This is a genomic window from Xanthobacter sp. AM11 (assembly GCF_047444035.1).
In the GTDB taxonomy this organism is placed as follows: domain Bacteria; phylum Pseudomonadota; class Alphaproteobacteria; order Rhizobiales; family Xanthobacteraceae; genus Xanthobacter.
The window spans coordinates 2532834-2556475 of the sequence record NZ_JBLAOA010000001.1 but is presented as its reverse complement, the minus strand read 5'-3'; the positions used below and the strand labels follow the sequence as shown (position 1 = coordinate 2556475).

Here is a 23642-nt window from a genome sequence, read left to right as displayed (position 1 = left end):
TATGGCCATCTTCCCTACCGATGAAAATCAATAATTGTCACGCAATCCATGAAGCATCCTCATGGATTGGCGGCGGCGGAAGGTTTCCCGCCGCCGCCTTGCCCGCTCAGCCGCGGCGCGGCCCGTCCCCGTGGGGGCCGTGGTGCCAGCCGGGCCCGCCCATGCCGCGCATGTTCTGGCGGATGACCAGGTTGAGCCGGCGCTTCTGGGCGTCGTCCAGGGACTTGTAGAGGGGGTCCGCCGCGTCGGCGATCTTGCGCAAGTCCGCGGCGCCGGCATCCATCCGGCTGGCGACGGCGCGCATGCGGGCGATGGGATCGACCGGAGTGGTCGCCTGCCGCGCCGCCTCGCGCGCCGCCCGGGCCTCGTCACGCCGCGCAATGCGCTCCTTGGCCACGTCCTTCAGCGTCGCCTCAACCCCGGGCCAGAGCTTTTCCTGATCGGGGGTGAGCTTGAGCGACGCCTTCAAGGCGGCGATGCGCGCATCGGTGAGAATGACGCGGTCTTCCGCGCTCGGCTGCCAGCGGCCCTGCCGCTCGGGCCCGCCGGAGGTGTTGGCCGCATAGGTTGCCGCAGAGCCGGCAATAAGGGCAGCCGCGGCGGCGGCGATGACTGCTTTCTTCATGATTGGTCCTCCTTGAAGGGGCGAAGGAAGCATCGGCCGCGGGGCGCCGCAGGGCAACTTAAAGTTCGGTAATTAATTCACTGTATCAAGATGTTACAAAGTTCCCAGGATGATACATACAGCCAGCAGGGGGCTGCCCTGCCGCCACGACTTCAGCATCTAGAGCGCGATCCGATCAAATGGACTCAATTTGATCGGTGAATCGCCTTCTCACTTAAGGATAGAGAACGCGTTGTCCGATCCGCTTGCGATGCAAGCTGATCGGCGCGTGCCCTAGCCCGAGAGGACTTCGCAGCCGAGCGACTGCACCGTGCTACTGCCCGGCGCATAGCCGCGCCGCTCCATCTCGCAGCGCCAGGCGCCGTGGGCGCCGGACACCCGGTAGAGGCAATAGCCGCCCGGACCGCGATCGTCTTCCGGCCCGGCGGAGGCGGAGGGCACCCCCACCACCGGGATCGCCCCCCCGGGCGCCGGAATGCGGCCGAGGCTGGCGCGGTGGTCGTGGCCATGGATCACCAGCTCCGCCCCGGCGCGGGCGAGCACGGCGCGCACCGCCGCAGCATCGCGCAGGTCGCGGTGGAATGGGCGCTCCCCCACCGGGGGATGGTGGATCATCACCACCCGGAACAGCCCCTCCTCCTGCAGCTCCGTCAGCAGCGCCGCAAGCCGGCCGAGCTGGCCCCGCCCGGCCTCGCCGCTGGCGAGGAAAACGGCGGTGGGCACGGCGGTGGAAACGCCCACCACCGCCACGTCGCCCCGGCGGCGGACAAAGGGGAAGGAATCCACATCCACCGGCGTATGCGGGTGGGTGTCGTCGCCCGCCAGGAAGGGGGCCCACCGCTCCAGGTGGTAATGCATGGCGGAGCGCACATAGGCGTCGTGGTTGCCCGGCACCACGCTCACCTTCTCCGGCGCGCCGAGGGACGACAGGAAGGTGGCGCCCGTGTCGAACTCCTCCGGTAGGCTCACATTCACCAGGTCGCCGGTGACGCAGATGTGGTCCGGGTCCTGGGCCGCGAGGTCGTCCATGAGCGGACCGAGGGTGGAGGCGCCGAAATTGCGCCGCCGGGCGCCGATCCAGTTCATCATCCCGAAGAAGCGCTTGCCCAGCAGCTCGGAGAGCCGCGCCTCGGGAATGGGGCCGAGATGCGGATCGGAGAGGTGGGCGATGACATACATGGACGGACCCCGCTGCGCTGCAATGCCGGGGCTTATAACAGATCACGGCTGCCGCCGCGGCGGGGCGGATCAACCCGCCCGGCCGAAGCCGGGCGGGGGGTGCTGTCCCTCAGGCGCGCAGGCGCTCCGGCTCGGGCGCGAACATGGCCTCCATCTCGCGGCGGATGCGCACGGTGTCGCTGTCCGCCATCTCCACGTCCGCCCAGCCGATCGCCGCGCCCTTCGCCACCGGCCGCTTCAGCACCACCCGATGGGCAAGGCCGATGGGCAGCACGCCGCGCAAAAGCGACTCCTCGGCCCGCATGATCCGGCCGTAGACGGTGTGGCCCCCCTCCCCGTCCAGCATCTCGCCGGCGGCAAGGTCGCGCTTGGCGGTGGCCGCCACATCGGAGAAGAAGCCGATGGCGGCGCCCGTCGCCTCGCCCCGCAGGGCCGCCGCCGCCACCGAGACCCCCAGCTCCAGCCCGATGAGGTGGAACGGCCGGTAAAGCGCCGTGTAGCGGCCCGACGGGTCGGTGACCATGCCGTATTCCCTGAAGCAGCGCCGGGCATAGTCCCCCCGCGGGGAGGGGTCGGCCTCCAGCACCACATAGACGCCCCACCGCAGGTCGCGGAACACCGGCCGCCCGTCCAGCTCCAGGGAGGACACCACCTCCACCATGCCGGTTTCCTCCAGCACCCCGCCGTCGGCGCGCGGCTTCAGGAGGCGCGGCAGGTCGTCCACCCCGCAGGGCGGGAACGCCAGCCCGTCGCGCGGCGCCTTCAGCCCGGTCATGTTGGAGATGGCCGCCATCTCGATGGCCGACTTGGTGCCGTCCACGAAGGAATTGAACATCTGCGGGTTCATGCCGCCGGCCGCGGCCATCTCGCGCGGGATGGCGAGGTTGTCCCACACCGTGTCCGGGGTGGAGGCATGGAACGCCGGCAGGTGCCGCGTGCCCTTGCCCGCCACCACCACCCGGAAGCCGCAGGTCTGCGCCCAGTCCACCATGTCGCAGACCAGCGCGGGCTGGTCGCCATAGGCCGCCGCATAGACCACGCCCGCCTGCTCCGCCCGCCGGGCGAGGAGCGGCCCCGCCAGCACATCGGCTTCCACCGTCACCATCACCACGTGCCGCCCGTGGGCGATGGCCGCAAGGGCGTGGCGGATGCCCGCCGCCGGGCTGCCCGTGGCATCCACCAGCACTTCCAGCCCTTCGGCGGCGATGAGGGCTTGCGCGTCTTCCGTCACCACCGTGCCGCCGGTGCGGCGCGCCGTGTCGAAATCGCGCGCCAGCGCCGCATCCGTGTCCCAGCCGGTGGCGGCAAGGGCGGCCACGGCGCGATCGCGGGAGAGGTCGGCGACGCCATAAAGATGCATGCCGGGCGTGGTGCGCACCTGGGACAGGAACATGGAGCCGAACTTTCCGGCGCCGATGAGACCGACGCGGACCGGCCGGCCTTCCGCGGCGCGGGCCTTGAGCTTGCGGGCGAGATTCATGGGGCGTCCTCCTGCTGCGGGAATCGTCAGGCCGATGCACGGGCCGTGGCTCCGGCCCTTGTGTCCCGCCCGCACGCGCCTCCCGGCGGCGACTGCCGGAAGCCGCACGCCCGGCGCGGTGGTCTGAAACGATTTGCAAAACCCACAATAAGTTGATGTTGCCGCCGCTGTCTCGCACCCTTCATGGTGCACCGCATTCCCGCCTCGATCCGCCACCGGGAGCCTGTTCCGTGCGTGCTGCCCTTTGCCTTACCCTTGCCGCCATGCTCATCCCCTCCGCCGCCCGCGCCTCCCAGGTCACCGTCCGGGGCGCCCAGATCATCGTGGACGGCCGCCCCTTCGTGCCCAACGGCGCCAGCGCGCTGGGGCGGCTGGCCGAGCTGAAGGCGCTCGGCGCCAATGTCATCCGCACCTACGGGGAGGACCCCGGCGAGATCCTGGACGCCGCCCAGCGCGCCGGGCTGAAGGTGATCGTGGGCTTCTGGCTGGGCCATCCCCGCCTCGGCTTCGATTATTCCAACCGCGCCGCCGTGGCCGGCCAGCTGGAGGCCCTGCGCCACATGGTGGAGCGCTATCGCGTCCACCCGGCGCTGCTCATGTGGGGCATCGGCAATGAGGTGGAGGTGGAGCTGCCGCCGGAGGAGGCGATGGCGGTGTGGCCGGCCATCGACGAGGCCGCCCGGCTGGTGAAGTCGCTGGACCCCCAGCATCCCACCCTCGCGGTGGTGGCCGAGGTGGGGAACCAGAAGGCGGACCAGGTGAAGCGCCTCGCGCCCCATATCGACGTGCTCGGCATCAACGGCTACGGCGACGGGCTGCTGACCGCCGTGGCCCGCGCCCGCGCGCAGGGCTGGACCGGACCCGTCATCCTCACCGAGATGGGCGCGCTCGGCCATTGGGAGGCGCCCAAGACCCCCTGGGGGGCGCGGGCGGAGCTGACCTCCACCGAGAAGGCCGATCGCGTGCGGCGCTATCTTGCGGCTGCACGGCAGGCGGGGGTGGGCGCCCTGCCCTTCCTGTGGGGCCAGAAGCAGGAGGTGACGCCCACCTGGTATTCCCTGCTGCTGCCCAGCGGCGAGTGGACGCAGACGGTGGAGGTGATGGCCGAGACGTGGGACGGCACCGTGCCCGGCGGCCCCAACCGCGCGCCGCGCATCCTCTCCTTCGGCTTTGCCGGGCCGATGCGCTTCGCGCCGGAGGGCAGCACCCTGGTGCGCCTGGCGGCCAGCGACCCGGACGGCGACCCGCTGAAGGCGGAATGGCAGGTGATGGCCGAAACCACCGCCCCCAGCATCGGCGGCGATCGGGAGCCGGTGCCCCCCAGCTTCCCGCAGGGCGTGCACGAGCCAACCCTCGGCGGGGCGCGGCTCGCCACCCTGCCCCCGGGCCGCTACCGCGTCTTCGTGGTGGTGCGCGACGGAAAGGGTGCGGCCGCAACCGCAAACCTGCCGTTCGAGGTACAATAAAGCACGCGCCGCCTGTCCCCTGCGGGCTGCCGGAGCGGTGTTCATTTGCTGAATTTTTCATCCCGGCTTCATGCAAGGACATTTCATGGCGAAGATCGATCGATTGCTGGTGGGCGAATCCCTGGTGGGGGAAGGCAACGAGGTGGCCCACATCGACCTCATCATGGGGCCGCGGGGCTCCCCGGCCGAGATGGCCTTCGTCAACGCGCTCACCAACAACAAGGCGGGCTTCACCACCCTGCTTGCGGTGGTGGAGCCGAACCTGCTGGCCAAGCCCGCCACGGTGCTGTTCAACAAGGTGACCATCAAGGATGCCCGCCAGGCGGTGCAGATGTTCGGCCCCGCCCAATATGCCGTGGCCAAGGCGGTCACCGATTGCGTGGCCGAGGGCATCATTCCGGTGGAGGAGGCGGACGACATCTTCATCTGCGTCGGCGTCTTCATCCATTGGGATGCCACCGATGATGCCAAGATCCAGCAATTCAACTACGAGGCCACCCGGCAGGCGATCGAGCGTGCCGCAACGGGCTCTCCCCGGCCCCAGGAGGTGCTGGAGCGCGCGGGCAGCGCCCGCCACCCGTTCGCCGCCGATTGATCCCAGCGGCCCGTGAGCACTGCTCATGGGACATGGGACAAGCCCGCGCGGCGCATGAGCGAACCTGCTCGGCACCGGTCAAAGACCGGGGCCGATGGGATGAGGCGGCGCGCGCCCCTGCGGGCGGCCTCGCCGGCTGTTCCAGAGTTTGGGAAAGAAGCGGACGGCGGACCGGTGACGGCGCAGCCCATGCACCCGCCCGGATGCACCCACCCGGATGTTGCCCGCCCGGATGCGCCCGGCCTGCCGGCACGGGGACCCGGCATCCACGGGAACCCGGCATGGCCTCCCATCGGGCAGAAGGCCCGTAGCCGGCCCGCGGCGAGACGGTGGAGAGGGACCCTGCCCCGCCCCGCCGACCGTCAGCACCGCACTGCTGGCACCAGCAGGAAACCGGTGCCCGGGGCGTCAGCCGCGAAGATGCTCCATCAGGTCGCGGGCAAACCAAGTGCCGGTGCCGGCAAGAACGGCGCCGAACAGGAAGGCGAGGGCGGACCAATGGGCCCCCGCGAGGCAAAGACCCATCAGCAGGCCGGACATGGCGCACGAAAACGCCACCACCATCACCGCAGCGCTGTTGCGCGCGAAATCATCTTGGACGGCGATGCTCCTCGCCGCAGCGTGCCCTGAGGGCGATCGCATGGTCCTTTTGATTTCGAATGCCAATTTGTCCTCCCGCAGCCGCAGCAGCCTGCAGCTCATTTTCTTGAACGGCCATTAAAGCAAAAACTCAAGTCGTGTTCATCTGTTTTCTATAATCATGAGCGATGTTTGCAACGCACGCGGGAGAGTGCCCCGCACTCATGTATACAGCAATATTGATTATTACATTTTTCCATGCCCTTAAGCGATTAATGCTGCATCGCAGAATAACCACCGCATCGCATCATCTCCACAGCGGGTGATCGCGCGCCCGGATTGGGAAGCATCCGCCCCCATCGGCAACCCGCCCCACGGTCGGACCCGCAGCGCGCTTCCCCCTGGATGGATCGCACCGGCTGCAGACAAAGAAAAGGCGGCCCGGAGGCCGCCTTTTGCTTTGCGTGTGCGACGTGAACGGCGCGCTTACTCCGCGGCGTCGGCAGGACCTTCCACCAAAGCGTGGCCCTCGGTCTGCTCGTCGCGGGTGGCGACGATGAGATCGTCCCGGCTGTTGGCCACCGAGCGCAGCTTGTTCATCTGCGCGCCGGTGCCGGCGGGGATGAGCCGGCCGACGATGACGTTCTCCTTGAGGCCTTCCAGCGGGTCCACCTTGCCGTTGACGGCGGCTTCGGTGAGCACGCGGGTGGTCTCCTGGAAGGAGGCCGCCGAGAAGAAGGAGCGCGTCTGCAGGCTGGCCTTGGTGATGCCGAGGAGCACGGGATGGCCGGTGGCGGGCTTCTTGCCTTCTTCGATGGCCTTCTCGTTCGCCTCGATGAATTCGAGGCGGTCCACCTGCTCGTTGTCGAGGAAGTCGGTCTCCCCCGAATCGTCGATCTCCACCTTCTGCAGCATGTTGCGGACAATCACTTCGATGTGCTTGTCGTTGATGTTCACGCCCTGCAGCCGGTAGACCTCCTGGATCTCGTTGACGAGGAAGGCGGCAAGCTCTTCCACGCCCTTGATGGCCAGGATGTCGTGCGGCGCCGGGTTGCCATCGACGATGAAGTCGCCCTTCTCCACCACGTCACCGTCCTGGAGATGGATATGCTTGCCCTTCGGGATCAGGTACTCCACCGGATCGCCGCCCTCGGTCGGCTCGATGGAGAGCCGGCGCTTGTTCTTGTAGTCGCGGCCGAACCGGATGGTGCCGGAGATCTCCGCGATGATGGCCGCATCCTTGGGACGGCGCGCCTCGAACAGCTCCGCCACGCGCGGCAGACCGCCCGTGATGTCGCGGGTCTTGGCGCTTTCCATGGGCACGCGGGCCACCGCGTCGCCGGCCCGGATCTGCTGGTTGGGGTCCACCGAGATGATGGCCTCCACCGGCAGCGCATAGCGGGCGTCGCCGCCGCGGGCGAGCTTCAGCACCTTGCCGTCCTTGCCTTTCAGAAGAATGGCGGGACGCAGCTCGGGGCCGCGGCCGGCGCGGCTGTCGGTGACCACGCGCTTGGCGATGCCGGTGGACTCGTCCACCGTCTCGTTCATGGAGGAGCCTTCCATCAGGTCCTCGAAGGCCACCGTTCCGTCCACCTCGGTGAGGATGGGGCGGGTGTAGGGGTCCCACTCGGCGATGCGCTGGCCGCGCTTGATGGTGTCGCCCTCGTCCACCTTCAGGCGCGAGCCGTACTGCACGCGGTGGACGGCGCGCTCGGTGCCGTCCGCGTCGCCCACCACCACCGCCAGGGTGCGGCCCATGACGATGAGGTCGCCTTCCGAGTTCCGCGCCACGTTGCGGTTGCGGATCTTGACCACGCCCTCGAAGTTGGATTCCACGAAGGAGGAGTCGGCCAGGGTCGCCGCGCCGCCGATGTGGAAGGTGCGCATGGTGAGCTGGGTGCCCGGCTCGCCGATGGACTGGGCGGCGATGACGCCCACCGCCTCGCCCATGTTCACCGGAGTGCCGCGGGCGAGGTCGCGCCCGTAGCAGGTGCCGCACACGCCGTTCCGGGTCTCGCAGGTGAGCACCGAGCGGATCTTGATCTCCTGGATGCCGGACTTGTTGATCCGGTCGATATGCGGCTCCTCGATCATGGAGCCCCGCGGCACGATCACGGCGCCGGTGGCCGGCTCGATCACGTCTTCCGCCGCCGTGCGGCCGAGGACGCGCGAGGCGAGGGAGGCAACCACCTGGCCGGCGTCGATGATGGCGCGCATGTGGATTCCCTTCTCCGAGCCGCAATCGCGCTCGGTGATGATGGAATCCTGCGCCACGTCCACCAGACGGCGGGTGAGGTAGCCCGAGTTCGCGGTCTTCAGGGCGGTGTCGGCCAGGCCCTTGCGCGCACCGTGGGTGGAGTTGAAATACTCCATCACGGTCAGGCCTTCCTTGAAGTTCGAGATGATCGGGCTCTCGATGATCTCGCCCGACGGCTTGGCCATGAGGCCGCGCATGCCGGCAAGCTGCTTCATCTGGGCCGGCGACCCACGCGCGCCGGAGTGGCTCATCATGTAGATCGAGTTGATCTGCCTGTCGCGGCCGGTCTTCGGGTCCTTCCGCACCGCCGAGATTTCCTTCATCATCTCGTCGGCGATGCGGTCCGTGCACTTGCCCCAGGCGTCCACGACCTTGTTGTACTTCTCGCCCTGGGTGATCAGGCCGTCATTGTACTGCTGCTCGTATTCCTTGGTGAGCGAGCGGGTTTCCTCCACGAGGTCCCACTTCTTCTTCGGCACCACCATGTCGTCCTTGCCGAAGGAGATGCCGGCGCGGAACGCATTGTAGAAGCCGAGCGACATGATGCGGTCGCAGAAGATCACGCTCTCCTTCTGACCGCAGTGCCGGTAGACGGCATCGATCATGTTGGAGATTTCCTTCTTCGTCATCAGCTTGTTGACGACGTCGTAGGAGAGCTTCGGGTCCTTCGGCAGCAGCTCGCCGATCTTCATGCGGCCGGGGGTGGTCTCATAGATCTTGGAATACTGCTTGCCGTCCGGGCCGATGCCGATGTAGCGGCCGCGGATCTTGGTGTGCAGCGTGATCGCCTTGGCGTTCAGCGCGTGGTCGATCTCGCTCATGTTCGCGAACATCATGCCCTCGCCGGGCTCCTTGTCGCGCATGATGGAGAGATAATAGAGGCCGAGCACGATGTCCTGCGACGGCACGATGATGGGCTGGCCGTTCGCCGGGTGCAGGATGTTGTTGGTGGACATCATCAGCACGCGCGCTTCCAGCTGGGCTTCCAGCGAAAGCGGCACATGCACGGCCATCTGGTCGCCGTCGAAGTCGGCGTTGAAGGCCGAGCAGACGAGCGGGTGCAGCTGGATCGCCTTGCCCTCGATGAGCACCGGCTCGAACGCCTGGATGCCGAGGCGGTGGAGCGTGGGCGCGCGGTTCAGCATCACCGGATGCTCGCGGATCACCTCGTCCAGGATGTCCCACACCTCGGGACGCTCCTTCTCCACCAGCTTCTTGGCCTGCTTCACGGTGGCCGAATGGCCCTTGGCGTCGAGACGCGAGTAGATGAAGGGCTTGAACAGCTCAAGCGCCATCTTCTTGGGCAGGCCGCACTGGTGCAGCTTCAGCTCCGGGCCCACCACGATCACCGAGCGGCCGGAATAGTCCACGCGCTTGCCGAGCAGGTTCTGGCGGAACCGGCCCTGCTTGCCCTTCAGCATGTCGGCGAGCGACTTCAGGGGCCGCTTGTTGGCGCCCGTGATGACGCGGCCGCGGCGGCCGTTGTCGAACAGCGCGTCCACCGCCTCCTGAAGCATGCGCTTCTCGTTGCGGATGATGATGTCCGGCGCGCGCAGCTCGATCAGCCGCTTCAGGCGGTTGTTGCGGTTGATGACGCGGCGATAGAGGTCGTTCAGGTCCGAAGTCGCGAACCGGCCGCCGTCGAGCGGCACCAGCGGGCGCAGGTCCGGCGGGATGACCGGAACGTGGGTGAGGATCATCCACTCCGGCTTGTTGCCGGAGAGCTGGAAGGCCTCCACGATCTTCAGGCGCTTGGCGAGCTTCTTGGGCTTCAGCTCGGTGGTGGCCTCGGAAATCTCCACCCGCAGGTCGGCGGCGATCTTGTCGAGGTCCATGCCGCGCAGGATCTCGCGGATGGCCTCGGCGCCGATCATGGCGGTGAAGGCGCTCTCGCCATATTCGTCCTGCGCGCGCAGGTATTCGTCCTCGGAGAGGAGCTGGCGGTACTTGAGCTTGGTGATGCCCGGCTCGGTGACGACGAAGTATTCGAAGTAGAGGATCCGCTCCAGATCCTTCAGCGTCATGTCGAGCAGCAGGCCGATGCGGCTCGGCAGCGACTTCAGGAACCAGATGTGCGCCACCGGCGCCGCCAGCTCGATGTGGCCCATGCGCTCGCGCCGCACGCGCGAGAGGGTGACCTCGACGCCGCACTTCTCGCAGATGATGCCCTTGTACTTCATCCGCTTGTACTTGCCGCACAGGCACTCATAGTCCTTGATGGGACCGAAGATGCGCGCGCAGAACAGCCCGTCACGCTCCGGCTTGAACGTGCGGTAGTTGATGGTCTCCGGCTTCTTGATCTCGCCGTAGGACCAGGACTTGATCTTTTCCGGGCTCGCGATGGTGATCCGGATCTGGTTGAAGGCCGGGGCCGGAACGGTCGGGTTGAAGACGTTCAGGACTTCCTGGTTCATGAGCTGGCTCCCAAACGAAGTGGGCCTTTATCTGCAATCCTGACCGGCCGGCGCGCCGGTCAGGCGATCCGCTTGCGCGGAGGACGGCGCGCGGCGCGGGACCTCCCCGCGCCCGCCCGTCAGGTGTTTTCCAGATCGACGTTGAGGCCGAGGGAGCGCATTTCCTTCACGAGCACGTTGAAGCTCTCGGGAATGCCGCTCTCGAACGTGTCCTCGCCCCGTACGATGGCCTCGTAGACCTTGGTGCGGCCGGCCACGTCGTCCGACTTCACGGTCAGCATCTCCTGCAGCGTGTAGGCGGCGCCATAGGCTTCGAGCGCCCACACCTCCATTTCGCCGAAGCGCTGGCCGCCGAACTGCGCCTTGCCGCCCAGCGGCTGCTGGGTGACGAGGGAATAGGGGCCGATGGAACGGGCGTGGATCTTGTCGTCAACCAGGTGGTGGAGCTTCAGCATGTAGATGTAGCCCACCGTGACCTTACGATCGAACGGCTCGCCGGTGCGCCCGTCGAACAGGGTGGACTGGCCGGAGGCGTCGAGCCCCGCCCGTTCCAGCTCCTTTTCGATGTCCGCCTCATGGGCGCCGTCGAACACCGGGGTCGCCATGGGCACGCCCTTGCGCAGGTTCTCGCCCAGCTCCGGCAGTTCGCCGTCCTTCAGCTGCTCGATCTCGGCCTTGCCGTAGATGGTCTCCAGGCGATCGCGCAGCGGCTTGAGGTCCTGCTTGCTGTAATAGGCGTCCACCGCGGCGGCCACCTGCCGGCCGAGGCCCGCGCAGGCCCAGCCGAGGTGGGTCTCCAGGATCTGGCCCACATTCATGCGCGAGGGCACGCCCAGCGGGTTCAGCACGATGTCCACATTGGTGCCGTCCTCAAGGAACGGCATGTCCTCCACCGGCACGATGCGCGAGACCACGCCCTTGTTGCCGTGGCGGCCGGCCATCTTGTCGCCGGGCTGGATCTTGCGCTTCACCGCGACGAAGACCTTGACCATCTTCATCACGCCGGGGGGCAGCTCGTCGCCGCGCTGCAGCTTCTCCACCTTGTCGAGGAAGCGCTGCTCCAGGCGCTTCTTGGAGTCGTCATACTGGGCGCGGATGGCCTCCAGCTCCGCCATGATGGCGTCGTCGGCGACCGCGAACAGCCACCATTGCGAGCGCGGATACTCGGTGAGGATCTCGCGGCTGACCTGGGTGTCCTTCTTGAAGCCCTTGGGGCCGGCGATGGCGGTCTTGCCGTCGAGGATCTCGATCAGGCGGCCGTAGACGTTGCGGTCCAGGATCGCCTGCTCGTCGTCGCGGTCCTTGGCGAGACGCTCGATCTCCTCGCGCTCGATGGCCAGGGCGCGCTCGTCCTTGTCCACGCCGTGGCGGTTGAACACGCGCACTTCCACGATGGTGCCGGTGGTGCCGGGCGGCAGGCGCAGGGAGGTGTCGCGCACGTCCGCGGCCTTCTCGCCGAAGATGGCGCGCAGCAGCTTTTCTTCCGGCGTCATCGGGCTTTCGCCCTTGGGCGTGATCTTGCCCACCAGGATGTCGCCGGCCCGCACTTCCGCACCGATATAGACGATGCCCGCCTCGTCGAGATTCTTCAGCGCCTCTTCCGAGACGTTGGGAATGTCGCGGGTGATTTCCTCCGGCCCGAGCTTGGTGTCGCGGGCCATGCACTCGAATTCCTCGATGTGGATCGAGGTGAACACGTCCTCCTTGACGATGTTCTCCGAGAGCAGGATGGAATCTTCGAAGTTGTAGCCGTTCCACGGCATGAACGCGACCAGCACGTTGCGGCCCAGCGCCAGCTCGCCCAGCTCGGTGGACGGGCCGTCGGCGATGATGTCGCCGCGCTTCACCTGGTCGCCCACGCGCACCAGCGGACGCTGGTTGATGCAGGTGGACTGGTTGGAGCGCTGGAACTTCATCAGCCGGTAGATGTCGACGCCCGACTTGGAGGGGTCGGCCTCTTCCGTGGCGCGGATGACGATACGGGTCGCATCCACCTGGTCGATGACGCCGGTGCGGCGGGCGGCGATGGCGGCGCCGGAATCCCGGGCCACCACGGCCTCCATGCCGGTGCCCACCAGCGGCGCCTGCGAGCGCACCAGCGGCACCGCCTGGCGCTGCATGTTGGAGCCCATGAGCGCGCGGTTGGCGTCGTCATTCTCAAGGAAGGGGATGAGCGCCGCGGCCACCGAAACCAGCTGCTTGGGCGACACGTCCATGAAGTCCACGCGGTCGGGCGTGACCAGCAGCACGTCGCCCGCATGGCGGCAGACCACGAGGTCCTCCTCGAAGCGGCCGTCCTTGTCGAGCGGGATGTTGGCCTGCGCGACGTAATACTTCCCCTCCTCCATGGCGGAGAGGTAGACCACCTCGTCCGTCACCTGGGAGTTCACCACCCGGCGGTAGGGCGCCTCGATGAAGCCGTACTTGTTCACGCGGGCGAAGGTGGCCAGCGAGTTGATGAGGCCGATGTTCGGGCCTTCCGGCGTCTCGATGGGGCAGATGCGGCCATAGTGGGTCGGGTGCACGTCGCGCACCTCGAAGCCCGCCCGCTCGCGGGTGAGGCCGCCCGGGCCAAGCGCCGAGAGGCGGCGCTTGTGGGTGATCTCGCTGAGCGGGTTGGTCTGGTCCATGAACTGCGAGAGCTGGGACGAGCCGAAGAACTCGCGCACCGCCGCCGCCACCGGCTTGGCGTTGATCAGGTCCTGCGGCATCACGGTGTCGATGTCCACGGAGGACATGCGCTCCTTGATGGCCCGCTCCATGCGCAGGAGGCCGACGCGATACTGGTTCTCCATCAGCTCGCCCACCGAGCGCACGCGGCGATTGCCCAGGTGGTCGATATCGTCGATCTCGCCCTTGCCGTCGCGCAGCTCCACCAGCGTCTTGATGACGGAGAGAATGTCGGCGCGGCGCAGCACCCGCATGGTGTCGGGGCAGTCGAGGTCGAGGCGCATGTTCATCTTCACCCGGCCGACCGCGGAAAGGTCGTAGCGCTCGGGATCGAAGAACAGGGAGTGGAACATGGCCTGCGCGGAATCGAGCGTCGGCGGCTCGCCCGGGCGCATCACGCGGTAGATGTCGAAGAGCGCGTCCTCGCGGGTCACGTTCTTGTCGGCGGAGAGCGTGTTGCGGATGTAGGCGCCGGTATTGACGTGGTCGATGTCCAGCACCGGGATTTCGTTGTAGCCGGCTTCCTCAAGCAGCTTCAGCGTCTTCTCGGTGATCTCGTCGCCGGCCTCCGCATGGATCTCGCCGGAGGCGACGTCCACCAGGTCCTCGGCGATGTACTGGCCGATCATTTCCTCATCGGACATCTTCAGGGCCTTCAGGCCCTTGTCCGCCAGCTGGCGGGCCGCGCGCACGGTCAGCTTCTTGCCGGCCTCGAGCACGACCTCGCCGGTGTCGGCGTCGATCAGGTCGGCGACGGCCTTGTAGCCCTTCATGCGCTTGGGATCGAACGGCATGCGCCAGCCGCCCTTGGCGCGCTCGTAGGGGATCTTCTCGTAGAAGGTGGAGAGGATCTCCTCATTATCGAGGCCGAGGGCGTAGAGCAGGCTGGTGACCGGAATCTTGCGGCGCCGATCGATGCGCGCATACACGATGTCCTTGGCGTCGAACTCGATGTCGAGCCAGGAGCCGCGATAGGGAATGATGCGGGCGGCGAACAGGAGCTTGCCCGAGGAATGGGTCTTGCCCTTGTCGTGGTCGAAGAACACGCCCGGCGAGCGGTGCATCTGCGAGACGATGACGCGCTCGGTGCCGTTCACGATGAACGTGCCGTTCATGGTCATCAGCGGGATGTCGCCGGTGTAGACGTCCTGCTCCTTGATGTCCTTGACCGACTTGGCGCCGGTGTCCGGGTCCACATCGAACACGATGAGGCGCAGCGTCACCTTGAGCGGGGCAGCAAACGTCATGCCGCGCTGGCGGCACTCGTCCACGTCATACTTCGGCGGCTCGAACTCGTAGCGCACGAACTCCAGCATGGCCGCGCCGGAGAAGTCGGAGATGGGGAAAACCGACTTGAACACCGCCTGCAGGCCGTCGTCGTCGCGTCCGCCCTTGGGTTCCTCGATCTGGAGGAACTGGTCGTAGGACGCCTTCTGAACCTCGATGAGGTTCGGCATCTCGGCCACTTCCTTGATCTTGCCGAAGAACTTGCGGATCCGCTTACGACCGGTGAACGTTTGCGCCATCTCGATCCTCGTCCGTCCTGGTCCTGTCGGGCCGGCACCCCTGTTCCCCGAAGAGAAGGGGCTCGCCGCGCCGGCGCCTGAACCTCACCACCGTCCGCTGAAGAGGTGGGGGCTCGACGCCATCCCCCTTCAGCACCATAACGGCTCTCCCGGCAGCCGCAGGAGCCTTCAGCTCCGGTCGGCTGCCGGGAGAACCGTCTTCTCCGTGCACCGCCCCCGGCATTGCGGGAGCGGTGTTATGGACAGGGCCCCGGACAGATCCGGGACCCTGACCGTCACAAGCTCACTTGAGCTCGACCTTGGCGCCAGCCTTCTCGAGCTGGGCCTTGAGCTTCTCGCCCTCGTCCTTGGAAACGGCTTCCTTGACGGGCTTGGGCGCGCCTTCCACCAGGTCCTTGGCTTCCTTGAGGCCGAGGCCGGTGATGGCACGCACTTCCTTGATGACTTCGATCTTCTTGTCGCCGACCGCGGCCAGGACGACAGTGAACTCGGTCTGCTCTTCCACCGCGGCGGCGGCAGCGGCCGGGGCAGCGGCGACGGCCACGGCGGCGGCGGCGGAAACGCCCCACTTCTCCTCGAGGAGCTTCGCCAGCTCGGCGGCCTCGAGCACGGTGAGGGAGGACAGCTCGTCGACGAGCTTGGTCAGGTCAGCCATTGGATTGTTCCTTAAGATAGGTTCGGATTTTGGAATTGCGAGATCTGGCCGCATCAAGCGGCCGCATCCTCACGCGGCTTCGTCCTGCTTGGCATAGGCCCCGAACACGCGGGCGAGCTTGGCCGCCGGTGCCGTGGTGAGCTGCGCGATCTTGGTCGCCGGGGCCTGGATCAGGCCAACCAGCTTGCCGCGCAGTTCGTCCAGGGACGGAAGTGTGGCGAGCGCCTTCACCCCATCCACATTGAGGGCCGTCTTGCCCATCGCCCCGCCGAGGATCACGAACTTGTCGTTGGCCTTGGCGAACTCGACGGCAATCTTCGGCGCCGCCACCGGATCATCCGAATAGGCGATCACGGTGGGTCCCTTCAGCAGGGACGCCACATGGGCGACGTCGGAGCCTTCCAGAGCGATCTTGGCGAGGCGGTTCTTGGCCACCTTCACGGACGCACCCTCCGCCTTCATCTGCCGGCGCAAGCGCGACATCTGGGCGACGGTGAGGCCGGAATAGTGGGCGACCACGACGACGGAAGTGGTCTTGAACACTTCCGTGAGCGTCGTGACGAGCTCTTGTTTTTCCGCTCGATCCACGTCTGGCTCTCTTTAAGCCTGTGATAGACTCCCCCAAGTCCCGCAGGACCTGAAGAACTCCATCGGTTGCGCCTTGCCGCTTCCCGCAGCCCAACCTGTCGTCACGACATGCCGGCCGCAAAAGCGACGCTCACATGCCCTGTCCCCTCTTGCCGCGGGGCACGGGAAAGCCCGTGTCACGGAGCGCAAGGCGCTGGTTCCGAACCGATCCTTAACCCCGCGCGGCACAAACCGCCGGAGCCGAAATCCGATCTTCCCCGTCTATGCTGGCTCTGCAAACACCCCCCTTGTGGGCGGTGCGAGAATTAAGCCTTGAAAATACGCCAAATTGGACGAACATCAGGGCACCGGCAGTCTCGGACAGGACTTTCGCCCGATCTGACAAGCCGCAGGCGACTTGTCATTACAGACGATAAGGCCGGGCGGGCGAACCCTCCCAGCCCTTCCACCCCGTCAAGGGTGAAAGCTCCATACATAATCCCGCTCGGCTCGCCGCTCGGGAAACCGTCCATATAAAGGGTCTTGACAAGCTTGTCACGCCCCTTTCGCACATTTTGCCGCCAAATGACGGCAGGCCCGGAGCCGGGCCTGCACCACGTCCCGTCCCTGCGGATGCACTCCTCAGGCGGGATAGGCCGAACCGCTGAGGGCCGGCGAACGGCTGGGCGCACGGGTGCGGGAGGTACGGCGCTCCTCCACCGTCTCGTGCGCGATGCGGCGGATGTCGCAACGGCTGATGCCCATGTCGGAAAGGTCACTGTCGGTGAGGGCCGCAAGCTCATCCATCACGCGGCGGCGCAGAACCGCTTCGGAAACGGCGGTGCGAAGGGAGACCCACAGGGTCTGGAGCGCGAACATTTCTGTCTTCTCCTCTTGCCGCGCGCGGCGCGGACGCGTGCACTGCAGCACACAGGGAGAAGGTATGGCGCGCCGCAGCCTTGCGGAAGCGCGCGGAACGCAACCCTGCCTTGCCGGGACAGCGCAGCGCCCACGAAAAGGCCGGGCGCAGAGGCCCGGCCTTTCTGTCTTCAAGCCTGAAGCCGGATCAGGCGGTGAGCACGGTGGAGGGCTCCACCTTGATGCCCGGACCCATGGTGGAGGACACCGCCACGCGCTGCAGGTAGGTGCCCTTGGCACCGGCCGGCTTGGCCTTCACCACCGCGTCCACGAAGGCGCGGATGTTCTCGGCCAGCTTGTCGGCCGGGAACGAGGCCTTGCCGATGCCGCCATGGATGATGCCGGCCTTCTCGACGCGGAACTCCACCGCACCGCCCTTGGCGGCGCCCACGGCGCCTTTCACGTCCATGGTCACGGTGCCGACCTTCGGGTTCGGCATGAGACCACGCGGGCCCAGGATCTTGCCGAGACGGCCCACGAGCGGCATCAGGTCCGGGGTCGCGATGCAGCGATCGAACTCGATGGTGCCGCCCTGGATGGTCTCCAGCAGGTCCTCGGCGCCCACGATGTCGGCGCCCGCCGCCTTGGCCTCATCGGCCTTGGCGCCGCGGGCGAACACCGCCACGCGCACGGTGCGGCCGGAGCCGTTGGGCAGGTTGCACACGCCGCGCACCATCTGGTCCGCGTGGCGGGGATCGACGCCGAGGTTCAGGGCCACCTCGATGGTCTCGTCGAACTTGGCGGTGGCGCGCTCCTTCAGGAGGGCCAGGGCTTCGTCGAGGCCATAGAGCTTGACGCGGTCAATGCCCTCGTTCGCGGCGCGGACGCGCTTGCCTTGCTTCGCCATGGCGCTCACCCCTGAACCTGCAGGCCCATGGACCGGGCCGAACCTTCGATCATCTGGACGGCGGCCTCGACGGTCTCGCAGTTCAGATCCTTCATCTTCTTCTCGGCGATCTCCGCGAGCTGGGCGCGGGTGACCTTGCCGACGAAGGTGCCCTTGCCGGGCGTCTTCGAGCCGGAGCCGGGCTTCTTCTTGGTTTCAAGGCCGGCGGCCTTCTTCAGGAAGTAGGAGACCGGCGGGGTCTTCAGCTCGAAGGTGAAGGAGCGGTCCTGATAGGCGGTGATCACCACCGGGATCGGCATGCCCTTTTCGAGCTGCGCGGTCTGGGCGTTGAACGCCTTGCAGAATTCCATGATGTTGAGGCCGCGCTGGCCGAGCGCGGGACCAATCGGCGGGGCCGGATTGGCGCTGCCGGCGGGCACCTGCAGCTTGACGTAGCCTGTAATCTTCTTCGCCATTTCAACAACTCCCACAATATGCCGCGAGCCACCCCGCAGGGTGGTGCGGCCGGGATCGCGTGGTGCGGTTCAAAGGGCGCTTGGCGAGACGCCCCCTCCCCTCCCACGCCGGCGCCCCGGACGGAGCGCCAGGACCGGGCGGCGCATGGCCGCCCGTGCCGGTCAGACCTTCTCGACCTGACCGAATTCCAGTTCCACCGGCGTCGCGCGGCCGAAGATGGACACCGCCACCTTCACGCGCGAGCGGCTCTCGTCCACCTCTTCCACGATGCCGTTGAAGGAGGCGAACGGGCCGTCCGCCACCTTCACCGTCTCGCCCACCTCGAACGAGATGGAGGGCTTGGGCCGCTCGATGCCTTCCTGCACCTGCTGCAGGATGCGCATGGCCTCGGCCTCGGAGATGGGCATGGGCTTGTTGTCGGCGCCCAGGAAGCCGGTGACCTTCGGCGTGTTCTTGATGAGATGGAAGGCCTCGTCGGTCAGGTCCATCTTCACCAGCACGTAGCCGGGGAAAAACTTGCGCTCGGTGTCCACCTTCCGGCCGCGGCGCACCTCCACCACCTTCTCGGTGGGCACGAGGATCTGCTCGAACAGCTCGGTCAGCCCGCGCTGCTCCGCCTGCTCGCGGATGGAATCGGCCACCTTCTTCTCGAAGTTGGAATAAGCGTGAACGATGTACCAGCGCTTCGCCATTGCCGCCTCACTGCCCGATGGTGAGGAGGGTGGAGACGCCGAACCGGATGATCTGGTCGGCGATGAGAAAGAAGATGGAGGCCAGCAGCACCATCACGAACACCATGGCGGTGGTGATGAGCGTCTCGCGCCGGTTCGGCCAAGTGACCTTCGCCGTCTCGGCGCGGACCTGCTGAAAGAACTCGACAGGGCTGTTCTTCGCCATAGCGTCTTGCCGCCTGTACCTTCTGCCGCGCGGAGCGGCGCCGGCACATCCGGCACCCGCCACCATCGCGTCGCGGCACGACCGCCGCATGAATTCCTATCGACCCGCCGGCGCCGGCTCTTGCGAGACGTTGCTTCGGGATCGGCCGGGCGGGCCCCGGGACGCATCCCGCGTCCCGCTCTTCCGCCGTCTGGCCTGCCGCCCGCCGGGACCTGCCGCTTCAGGCCGTCCTTCGCCAGGGCTGGCAGGAGTGGAGGGACTCGAACCCCCAACCCCCGGTTTTGGAGACCGGTGCTCTAACCAGTTGAGCTACACTCCTAGGCCGTCACCTCGAAGGGGAAGCATCCGCCCGCCGGCTTCGAGGGTAGACTCCGCCGCGCCGGGGAGTGACCCAGCGCATCGGACGGGTGTGTGTAGAGGGCGGCGGGGCGCCTGTAAAGGGGGCGCAGGCAAAGGGGACCCGCTGTCCCCAGACGCGGCGCACGGCGATCGCAACAAAAATCCACTGCTGGGGCAGCCGCCGCCGCCGTCAGGGCGCCGGCCTCCCCGGCTCCGGCGGCACCTGCGGCCCGGACGGGGGGACCACGCCGAGGGCGCACTCCCGGTTTGCACCGGTCCCCGGCGCGTTTTCGAACACGCAGCGGGTTTCCGGGGGATCTCCGCACACCTTGCCAAGATTCTTGAAGCCCACGCAGCGGCCATCCGGGCCGCGATAGCCGGGCCCGCCCTTGCAGCCGCAGCCGCGGCAGGTCGGGCGGTCCGGGCAAGGCTCCTTCGCCACGCCGGCTCCAGTGCCGGCGAAGAAGAACAGGACCAGCAGAACGACGCGAAAGGCCATGGTGCCAACAAAAAGAGCGGCTCCCGCATGGGGAGCCGCTCCATTTCGTCATGTGCCGGACGCAAGGTCCAGCCCCTGGATCACTCGATGATGGCGGCGACGACGCCGGCGCCAACCGTGCGGCCACCCTCGCGGATGGCGAAGCGCAGCTTCTCTTCCATGGCGATCGGCACGATCAGCGCCACGTCCATGGAAACATTGTCGCCCGGCATCACCATTTCGGTGCCTTCGGGCAGCGTGCACACGCCGGTCACGTCCGTGGTGCGGAAGTAGAACTGCGGGCGGTAGTTGGTGAAGAACGGGGTGTGGCGCCCGCCCTCTTCCTTCGTCAGGATGTAGGCCTCGGCCTTGAACTTGGTGTGCGGCTTCACCGTACCCGGCTTGCACACAACCTGGCCGCGCTCCACGTCCTCGCGCTTGGTGCCGCGAACCAGGATGCCGACGTTGTCGCCGGCCTGGCCCTGGTCCAGAAGCTTGCGGAACATCTCGACGCCGGTCACCGTGGTCTTCTGCGTCGGCCGGATGCCGACGATTTCAACTTCGTCGCCAACCTTGATGATCCCGCGCTCCACGCGGCCCGTCACCACCGTGCCGCGGCCCGAGATCGAGAAAACGTCTTCGATCGGCATCAGGAACGGCAGGTCGATGGGACGCTCGGGCTGCGGGATGTAGGCGTCAACCGCCTCCATCAGCTTCAGAACCGCGTCGCGGCCCAGCTTCGGGTCGCCATTCTCAAGCGCAACCAGCGCCGAGCCGCGGATGATCGGGATGTCGTCCCCGGGAAAGTCGTACTTCGACAGAAGCTCGCGGACCTCAAGCTCGACCAGCTCAAGAAGTTCCTCGTCGTCCACCATGTCGCACTTGTTCAGGAACACCACCAGCGCAGGAACGCCAACCTGGCGCGCCAGAAGAATGTGCTCCCGGGTCTGCGGCATCGGCCCGTCCGCCGCCGAAACCACCAGGATCGCGCCGTCCATCTGCGCCGCGCCGGTGATCATGTTCTTCACATAGTCGGCGTGACCGGGGCAGTCCACGTGCGCATAGTGACGGTTCTGCGTCTCGTATTCCACGTGCGCCGTCGAGATCGTGATGCCGCGCGCCTTCTCTTCAGGCGCCTTGTCGATCTGGTCGTACGCCGTGAACGTCGCCCCGCCAGACTCCGCAAGAATCTTCGTGATCGCCGCCGTCAGCGACGTCTTGCCGTGATCCACGTGACCGATCGTGCCGATGTTGCAGTGCGGCTTCGAGCGGTTGAACTTCTCTTTGGCCATCGTTCTCTCTCAGTCGATCAGGCGCCCCGCACGGGCCGCGAAAAAAGCCGCCGTGGGATAGGGGGTTTCTCGCCCTTCTGCAAGAGCCGCGCAAATGGCCCGCACGCCGGTGCGGTGGCGGGCACGCGCAGGACCCGCGCGACGCTCGTGTGGGAGCGCGGGGTCACGCACGCCCGCAGCCGGCGGAAGCCGGAGGTGTGATGCGCCGGGCACACCCACGCAAAAGGTAGCGGAGAAGGGTTTTTCCCCTTGCTACGTGACGGCCTGCAACCGACAGTCGCAAATCACGGGTCAGGGGACTTGGCGTGAAAATCATCCTTCGTTTTGCCGGCGCGATGCTCATCGCCCTGGTCGTGAGTGCGTGTGCCACGCTGCCGAAGCATGGCCTGTCCGAAGCGGAGATCGCCAGCCTCACACTCGCCAGCGTGAAGGTGACCTTCCCGCCGGACACCACCGTCAAATGGGCGGAGGCCGGCGACCTCGAGGCCAAGGAGCAGGCAACGCCCAACCCCGGCCTTCACCAGCTGGACCGCGCCGGCTTCCGCTCCTATGCGGAGCACCGGCTGGCCGCGGCGCTGACCACGGAAAGCCACCGCCTGCTGGCCGGTGTGCTTGCGGGAACCCGGCCCGCGCGGCTGGACATCACCGTGCGCAGCCTGCTCATCCCCACCAGCCAGGAGCGCACCGGGCAGGTACTCGCCGCCACGGCGCTCACGGCGGTGATCGCCGGCCCCCTCGCCGCCGGGGTTTCCGTGGCGACCACCCAGGGCATCTTCATTACCTGCGACATCGCCCTGGCGGACGTCGCCACGGGCGCCGTGCTGGCATCCGTGTCCGAGGTGAAGGCTACCAGCGCATCGGCCCAGTTCAGCGGGGAATCGGTGGACAGCATCGCCGCCGCCCTTGTGGGCAAGGTGAAGGCCTGGCTTTCGGAAAAGGCCAGCGCCTGAGGGCGCGCCCGAACCGGTGCGCTGCCCCCGCCACATCCGCGATCGCACGGCCGGTGATGCAGCGGCACCACGTTGACGAAGCCGAGACAAAAGGCAAAGCTGCGATCGTCGCGAAGTCGCACTGATCGCACAGGAATCGGAGACGGCGCGGCGGGGGGCGGCACTTTTCACATGACAGCATCGCACGACATGGCGCCTGCGCACGCCAATGGCGTGTCGGCGGAGGGTGCGCAGGCGCCGGCCGACGCAACGCAGATCACCTGTTCGCGGACCTTTGCGGCCTGGCTTGCCCATCACCGGGTCAGCCTCGCCTTTTCCTCCTACCAGAGCGGGCAGCTTTTCCTCGTCGGCCAGTTCGGTGACGGCAGGGTCTCCTTCCACCAGCGCGACTTCCTGCGCGCCATGGGCCTGTTCCAGCGGGGACCGGAACTCTACCTCGCGTCCATGATCCAGATCTGGCGGATGGACAATGTGCTGGGGCCGGAGGAGCGGGCCAACACCCATTTCGACCGCCTCTATGTGCCGCGCACCGCCTGCATCACCGGCGATGTGGACGCCCACGAGGTGGCGGTGGAGGCGAGCGGGCGCCTGGTGTTCGTGAACACGCGCTATTCCTGCCTCGCCACCATCAGCCGCAGCCACAGCTTCAAGCCCCTGTGGCGCCCCAAGTTCGTCTCCCGCCTCGCCGCCGAGGACCGCTGCCACCTGAACGGCCTCGCCCTGGAGGACGGGCGGGTGGCCTACGTGACGGCGGTGGCCCGCACCGATGTGGTGGATGGCTGGCGCGAGCACCGGCGCGGCGGTGGCGTGCTGTTGCGGGTGGAGGACGACGCCGTGGTGGCGGAGGGCCTGTCGATGCCCCACTCGCCCCGGGTCCATCAGGGACAGGTCTATGTGCTCGACAGCGGGCGCGGCTACCTGGTGCGCATCGACCCGCGCACCGGCGCCAGGGAAGACGTGGCCTTCTGCCCGGGGTTCATGCGCGGCCTCGCCCTCCATGACGGACATGCCATCGTCACCCTCTCCCTGCCCCGCAACATCTCGTTCGCAGGCCTGCCGCTGGAGGAGGAAATCGCCCGGCGTGGCGGTGCGCCCTGGTGCGGCGTGCAGATCATCAATCTGTCCACCGGCGACGTGGTGGAATGGGTCCGCCTCGACGGGGCCATCCGCGAACTGTTCGACGTGGTGGCGCTGCCCGGGGCGGCGTGCCCCATGGCAGCTCCGCTCATGGGGCCGGAGCTGTCCGACCTTATCACCATCGAGGCGCCCGACCGGGCGCTCGACCAGCCCGGCTGGTCCTGACCGCCGCGGGGGCGCCCCGCGGTGCGCGGGTGGGCGAAGTGTCTCATTTTCCGTCAACCCCCGGTCGCAGACGCGGGGATGACGGGCGATGGCAGGCCGGCGCCGAACCGGCGCGGTGGTTTCGGATCTGAACACAATTCGTGCACGTGG

General features: G+C 67.2%; 19 protein-coding genes and 1 tRNA gene. 5 read left to right on the top strand and 15 right to left on the bottom strand.

The genetic code is table 11. The features are described 5' to 3' along the window. Positions 1 to 106: 106 nt before the first annotated feature. The 3 genes from ACI7BZ_RS11725 to ACI7BZ_RS11715 form a co-directional block, all read right to left on the bottom strand. Positions 107 to 625, bottom strand: coding sequence for a Spy/CpxP family protein refolding chaperone (locus ACI7BZ_RS11725; protein ID WP_414117329.1), 519 nt, complete (start codon positions 623 to 625; stop codon positions 107 to 109). A gap of 273 nt (positions 626 to 898) precedes the next feature. After that, complete coding sequence (locus tag ACI7BZ_RS11720) at positions 899 to 1804, bottom strand: metallophosphoesterase family protein (protein ID WP_414117328.1); 906 nt, start codon at positions 1802 to 1804, stop codon at positions 899 to 901. A 109-nt stretch (positions 1805 to 1913) separates the two neighbouring features. After that, positions 1914 to 3284: an NAD(P)H-dependent oxidoreductase gene (locus tag ACI7BZ_RS11715; RefSeq protein WP_414117327.1), complete on the bottom strand. Its 1371-nt coding sequence runs from the start codon at positions 3282 to 3284 to the stop codon at positions 1914 to 1916. 230 nt (positions 3285 to 3514) lie between these two features. Here ACI7BZ_RS11715 and ACI7BZ_RS11710 point away from each other — a divergent pair, with 230 nt between their 5' ends. Both ACI7BZ_RS11710 and fae read left to right on the top strand, forming a co-directional pair. Beyond that, positions 3515 to 4750, top strand: a complete 1236-nt coding sequence (locus ACI7BZ_RS11710; protein WP_414117326.1) for a glycoside hydrolase family 2 TIM barrel-domain containing protein — start codon at positions 3515 to 3517, stop codon at positions 4748 to 4750. 85 nt (positions 4751 to 4835) lie between these two features. Continuing rightward, entirely contained in the window at positions 4836 to 5345 is a 510-nt protein-coding gene (gene fae / locus ACI7BZ_RS11705) for a formaldehyde-activating enzyme (protein ID WP_414117325.1), read from the top strand. A gap of 408 nt (positions 5346 to 5753) precedes the next feature. Here the strand turns inward: fae and ACI7BZ_RS11700 are convergent, their stop codons facing one another. Then, positions 5754 to 5885: a hypothetical protein gene (locus ACI7BZ_RS11700; protein WP_414117324.1), complete on the bottom strand. Its 132-nt coding sequence runs from the start codon at positions 5883 to 5885 to the stop codon at positions 5754 to 5756. Here ACI7BZ_RS11700 and ACI7BZ_RS11695 point away from each other — a divergent pair. After that, positions 5884 to 6066, top strand: coding sequence for a hypothetical protein (locus ACI7BZ_RS11695; RefSeq protein WP_414117323.1), 183 nt, complete (start codon positions 5884 to 5886; stop codon positions 6064 to 6066). The two genes, ACI7BZ_RS11700 and ACI7BZ_RS11695, sit on opposite strands and share 2 nt — an antisense overlap. 344 nt (positions 6067 to 6410) lie before the next feature. Here the strand turns inward: ACI7BZ_RS11695 and rpoC are convergent, their stop codons facing one another. The 11 genes from rpoC to tuf all read right to left on the bottom strand — a co-directional run bounded on the left by rpoC (position 6411) and on the right by tuf (position 21240). Then, the gene (gene rpoC, locus ACI7BZ_RS11690; RefSeq protein ID WP_414117322.1) at positions 6411 to 10595 is read right to left on the bottom strand and encodes a DNA-directed RNA polymerase subunit beta'; all 4185 of its coding nucleotides are present in this window, start codon (positions 10593 to 10595) and stop codon (positions 6411 to 6413) included. Between the two features lie 119 nt (positions 10596 to 10714). Continuing rightward, positions 10715 to 14791 carry a DNA-directed RNA polymerase subunit beta gene (gene rpoB / locus ACI7BZ_RS11685; protein WP_414117321.1) on the bottom strand — a complete coding sequence of 1359 codons (4077 nt, stop codon included), beginning with the start codon at positions 14789 to 14791 and terminating at the stop codon, positions 10715 to 10717. A 283-nt stretch (positions 14792 to 15074) separates the two neighbouring features. Further along, on the bottom strand, positions 15075 to 15446 hold the full coding sequence (gene rplL / locus ACI7BZ_RS11680) for a 50S ribosomal protein L7/L12 (RefSeq protein ID WP_414117320.1): 372 nt from the start codon (positions 15444 to 15446) through the stop codon (positions 15075 to 15077). Positions 15447 to 15515: 69 nt separating this feature from the next. Further along, a complete protein-coding gene (gene rplJ, locus ACI7BZ_RS11675) occupies positions 15516 to 16034 on the bottom strand; it encodes a 50S ribosomal protein L10 (RefSeq protein WP_414117319.1) in 519 nt (172 codons plus the stop codon). Positions 16035 to 16655: 621 nt separating this feature from the next. Beyond that, a complete protein-coding gene (locus tag ACI7BZ_RS11670; RefSeq protein ID WP_414117318.1) occupies positions 16656 to 16892 on the bottom strand; it encodes a DUF1127 domain-containing protein in 237 nt (78 codons plus the stop codon). A 187-nt stretch (positions 16893 to 17079) separates the two neighbouring features. Beyond that, on the bottom strand, positions 17080 to 17778 hold the full coding sequence (gene rplA, locus ACI7BZ_RS11665) for a 50S ribosomal protein L1 (RefSeq protein ID WP_414117317.1): 699 nt from the start codon (positions 17776 to 17778) through the stop codon (positions 17080 to 17082). Between the two features lie 5 nt (positions 17779 to 17783). After that, on the bottom strand, positions 17784 to 18233 hold the full coding sequence (gene rplK / locus ACI7BZ_RS11660; protein WP_203191585.1) for a 50S ribosomal protein L11: 450 nt from the start codon (positions 18231 to 18233) through the stop codon (positions 17784 to 17786). Between the two features lie 162 nt (positions 18234 to 18395). Then, a complete protein-coding gene (gene nusG, locus ACI7BZ_RS11655) occupies positions 18396 to 18926 on the bottom strand; it encodes a transcription termination/antitermination protein NusG (protein ID WP_414117316.1) in 531 nt (176 codons plus the stop codon). A gap of 7 nt (positions 18927 to 18933) precedes the next feature. After that, the gene (gene secE, locus ACI7BZ_RS11650) at positions 18934 to 19131 is read right to left on the bottom strand and encodes a preprotein translocase subunit SecE (RefSeq protein WP_414117315.1); all 198 of its coding nucleotides are present in this window, start codon (positions 19129 to 19131) and stop codon (positions 18934 to 18936) included. A 242-nt stretch (positions 19132 to 19373) separates the two neighbouring features. After that, positions 19374 to 19450: transfer RNA gene (locus tag ACI7BZ_RS11645), tRNA-Trp, on the bottom strand. A gap of 599 nt (positions 19451 to 20049) precedes the next feature. Then, positions 20050 to 21240 (bottom strand): elongation factor Tu, encoded by a 1191-nt coding sequence (gene tuf / locus ACI7BZ_RS11640; protein ID WP_414117314.1) that lies wholly within the window; start codon positions 21238 to 21240, stop codon positions 20050 to 20052. Positions 21241 to 21545: 305 nt separating this feature from the next. Between tuf and ACI7BZ_RS11635 the strand changes: the two genes are divergently transcribed. Beyond that, on the top strand, positions 21546 to 22190 hold the full coding sequence (locus ACI7BZ_RS11635; protein WP_414117313.1) for a hypothetical protein: 645 nt from the start codon (positions 21546 to 21548) through the stop codon (positions 22188 to 22190). A gap of 189 nt (positions 22191 to 22379) precedes the next feature. Beyond that, entirely contained in the window at positions 22380 to 23492 is a 1113-nt protein-coding gene (locus ACI7BZ_RS11630; protein WP_414117312.1) for a TIGR03032 family protein, read from the top strand. The last annotated feature ends 150 nt before the right edge of the window (positions 23493 to 23642 follow it).

Excerpts from the sequence above, each read along its gene's own strand:
- ACI7BZ_RS11725 (WP_414117329.1), bottom strand. The coding sequence starts at position 625 with ATGAAGAAAGCAGTCATCGCCGCCGCCGCGGCTGCCCTTATTGCCGGC.
- ACI7BZ_RS11720 (WP_414117328.1), bottom strand. The coding sequence starts at position 1,804 with ATGTATGTCATCGCCCACCTCTCCGATCCGCATCTCGGCCCCATTCCC.
- ACI7BZ_RS11715 (WP_414117327.1), bottom strand. The coding sequence starts at position 3,284 with ATGAATCTCGCCCGCAAGCTCAAGGCCCGCGCCGCGGAAGGCCGGCCG.
- fae (WP_414117325.1), top strand. The coding sequence starts at position 4,836 with ATGGCGAAGATCGATCGATTGCTGGTGGGCGAATCCCTGGTGGGGGAA.
- ACI7BZ_RS11695 (WP_414117323.1), top strand. The coding sequence starts at position 5,884 with ATGGCGCACGAAAACGCCACCACCATCACCGCAGCGCTGTTGCGCGCG.
- ACI7BZ_RS11700 (WP_414117324.1), bottom strand. The coding sequence starts at position 5,885 with ATGTCCGGCCTGCTGATGGGTCTTTGCCTCGCGGGGGCCCATTGGTCC.
- rpoC (WP_414117322.1), bottom strand. The coding sequence starts at position 10,595 with ATGAACCAGGAAGTCCTGAACGTCTTCAACCCGACCGTTCCGGCCCCG.
- rpoB (WP_414117321.1), bottom strand. The coding sequence starts at position 14,791 with ATGGCGCAAACGTTCACCGGTCGTAAGCGGATCCGCAAGTTCTTCGGC.
- rplL (WP_414117320.1), bottom strand. The coding sequence starts at position 15,446 with ATGGCTGACCTGACCAAGCTCGTCGACGAGCTGTCCTCCCTCACCGTG.
- ACI7BZ_RS11670 (WP_414117318.1), bottom strand. The coding sequence starts at position 16,892 with ATGTTCGCGCTCCAGACCCTGTGGGTCTCCCTTCGCACCGCCGTTTCC.
- rplA (WP_414117317.1), bottom strand. The coding sequence starts at position 17,778 with ATGGCGAAGCAAGGCAAGCGCGTCCGCGCCGCGAACGAGGGCATTGAC.
- rplK (WP_203191585.1), bottom strand. The coding sequence starts at position 18,233 with ATGGCGAAGAAGATTACAGGCTACGTCAAGCTGCAGGTGCCCGCCGGC.
- nusG (WP_414117316.1), bottom strand. The coding sequence starts at position 18,926 with ATGGCGAAGCGCTGGTACATCGTTCACGCTTATTCCAACTTCGAGAAG.
- secE (WP_414117315.1), bottom strand. The coding sequence starts at position 19,131 with ATGGCGAAGAACAGCCCTGTCGAGTTCTTTCAGCAGGTCCGCGCCGAG.
- tuf (WP_414117314.1), bottom strand. The coding sequence starts at position 21,240 with ATGGCCAAAGAGAAGTTCAACCGCTCGAAGCCGCACTGCAACATCGGC.
- ACI7BZ_RS11630 (WP_414117312.1), top strand. The coding sequence starts at position 22,380 with ATGGCGCCTGCGCACGCCAATGGCGTGTCGGCGGAGGGTGCGCAGGCG.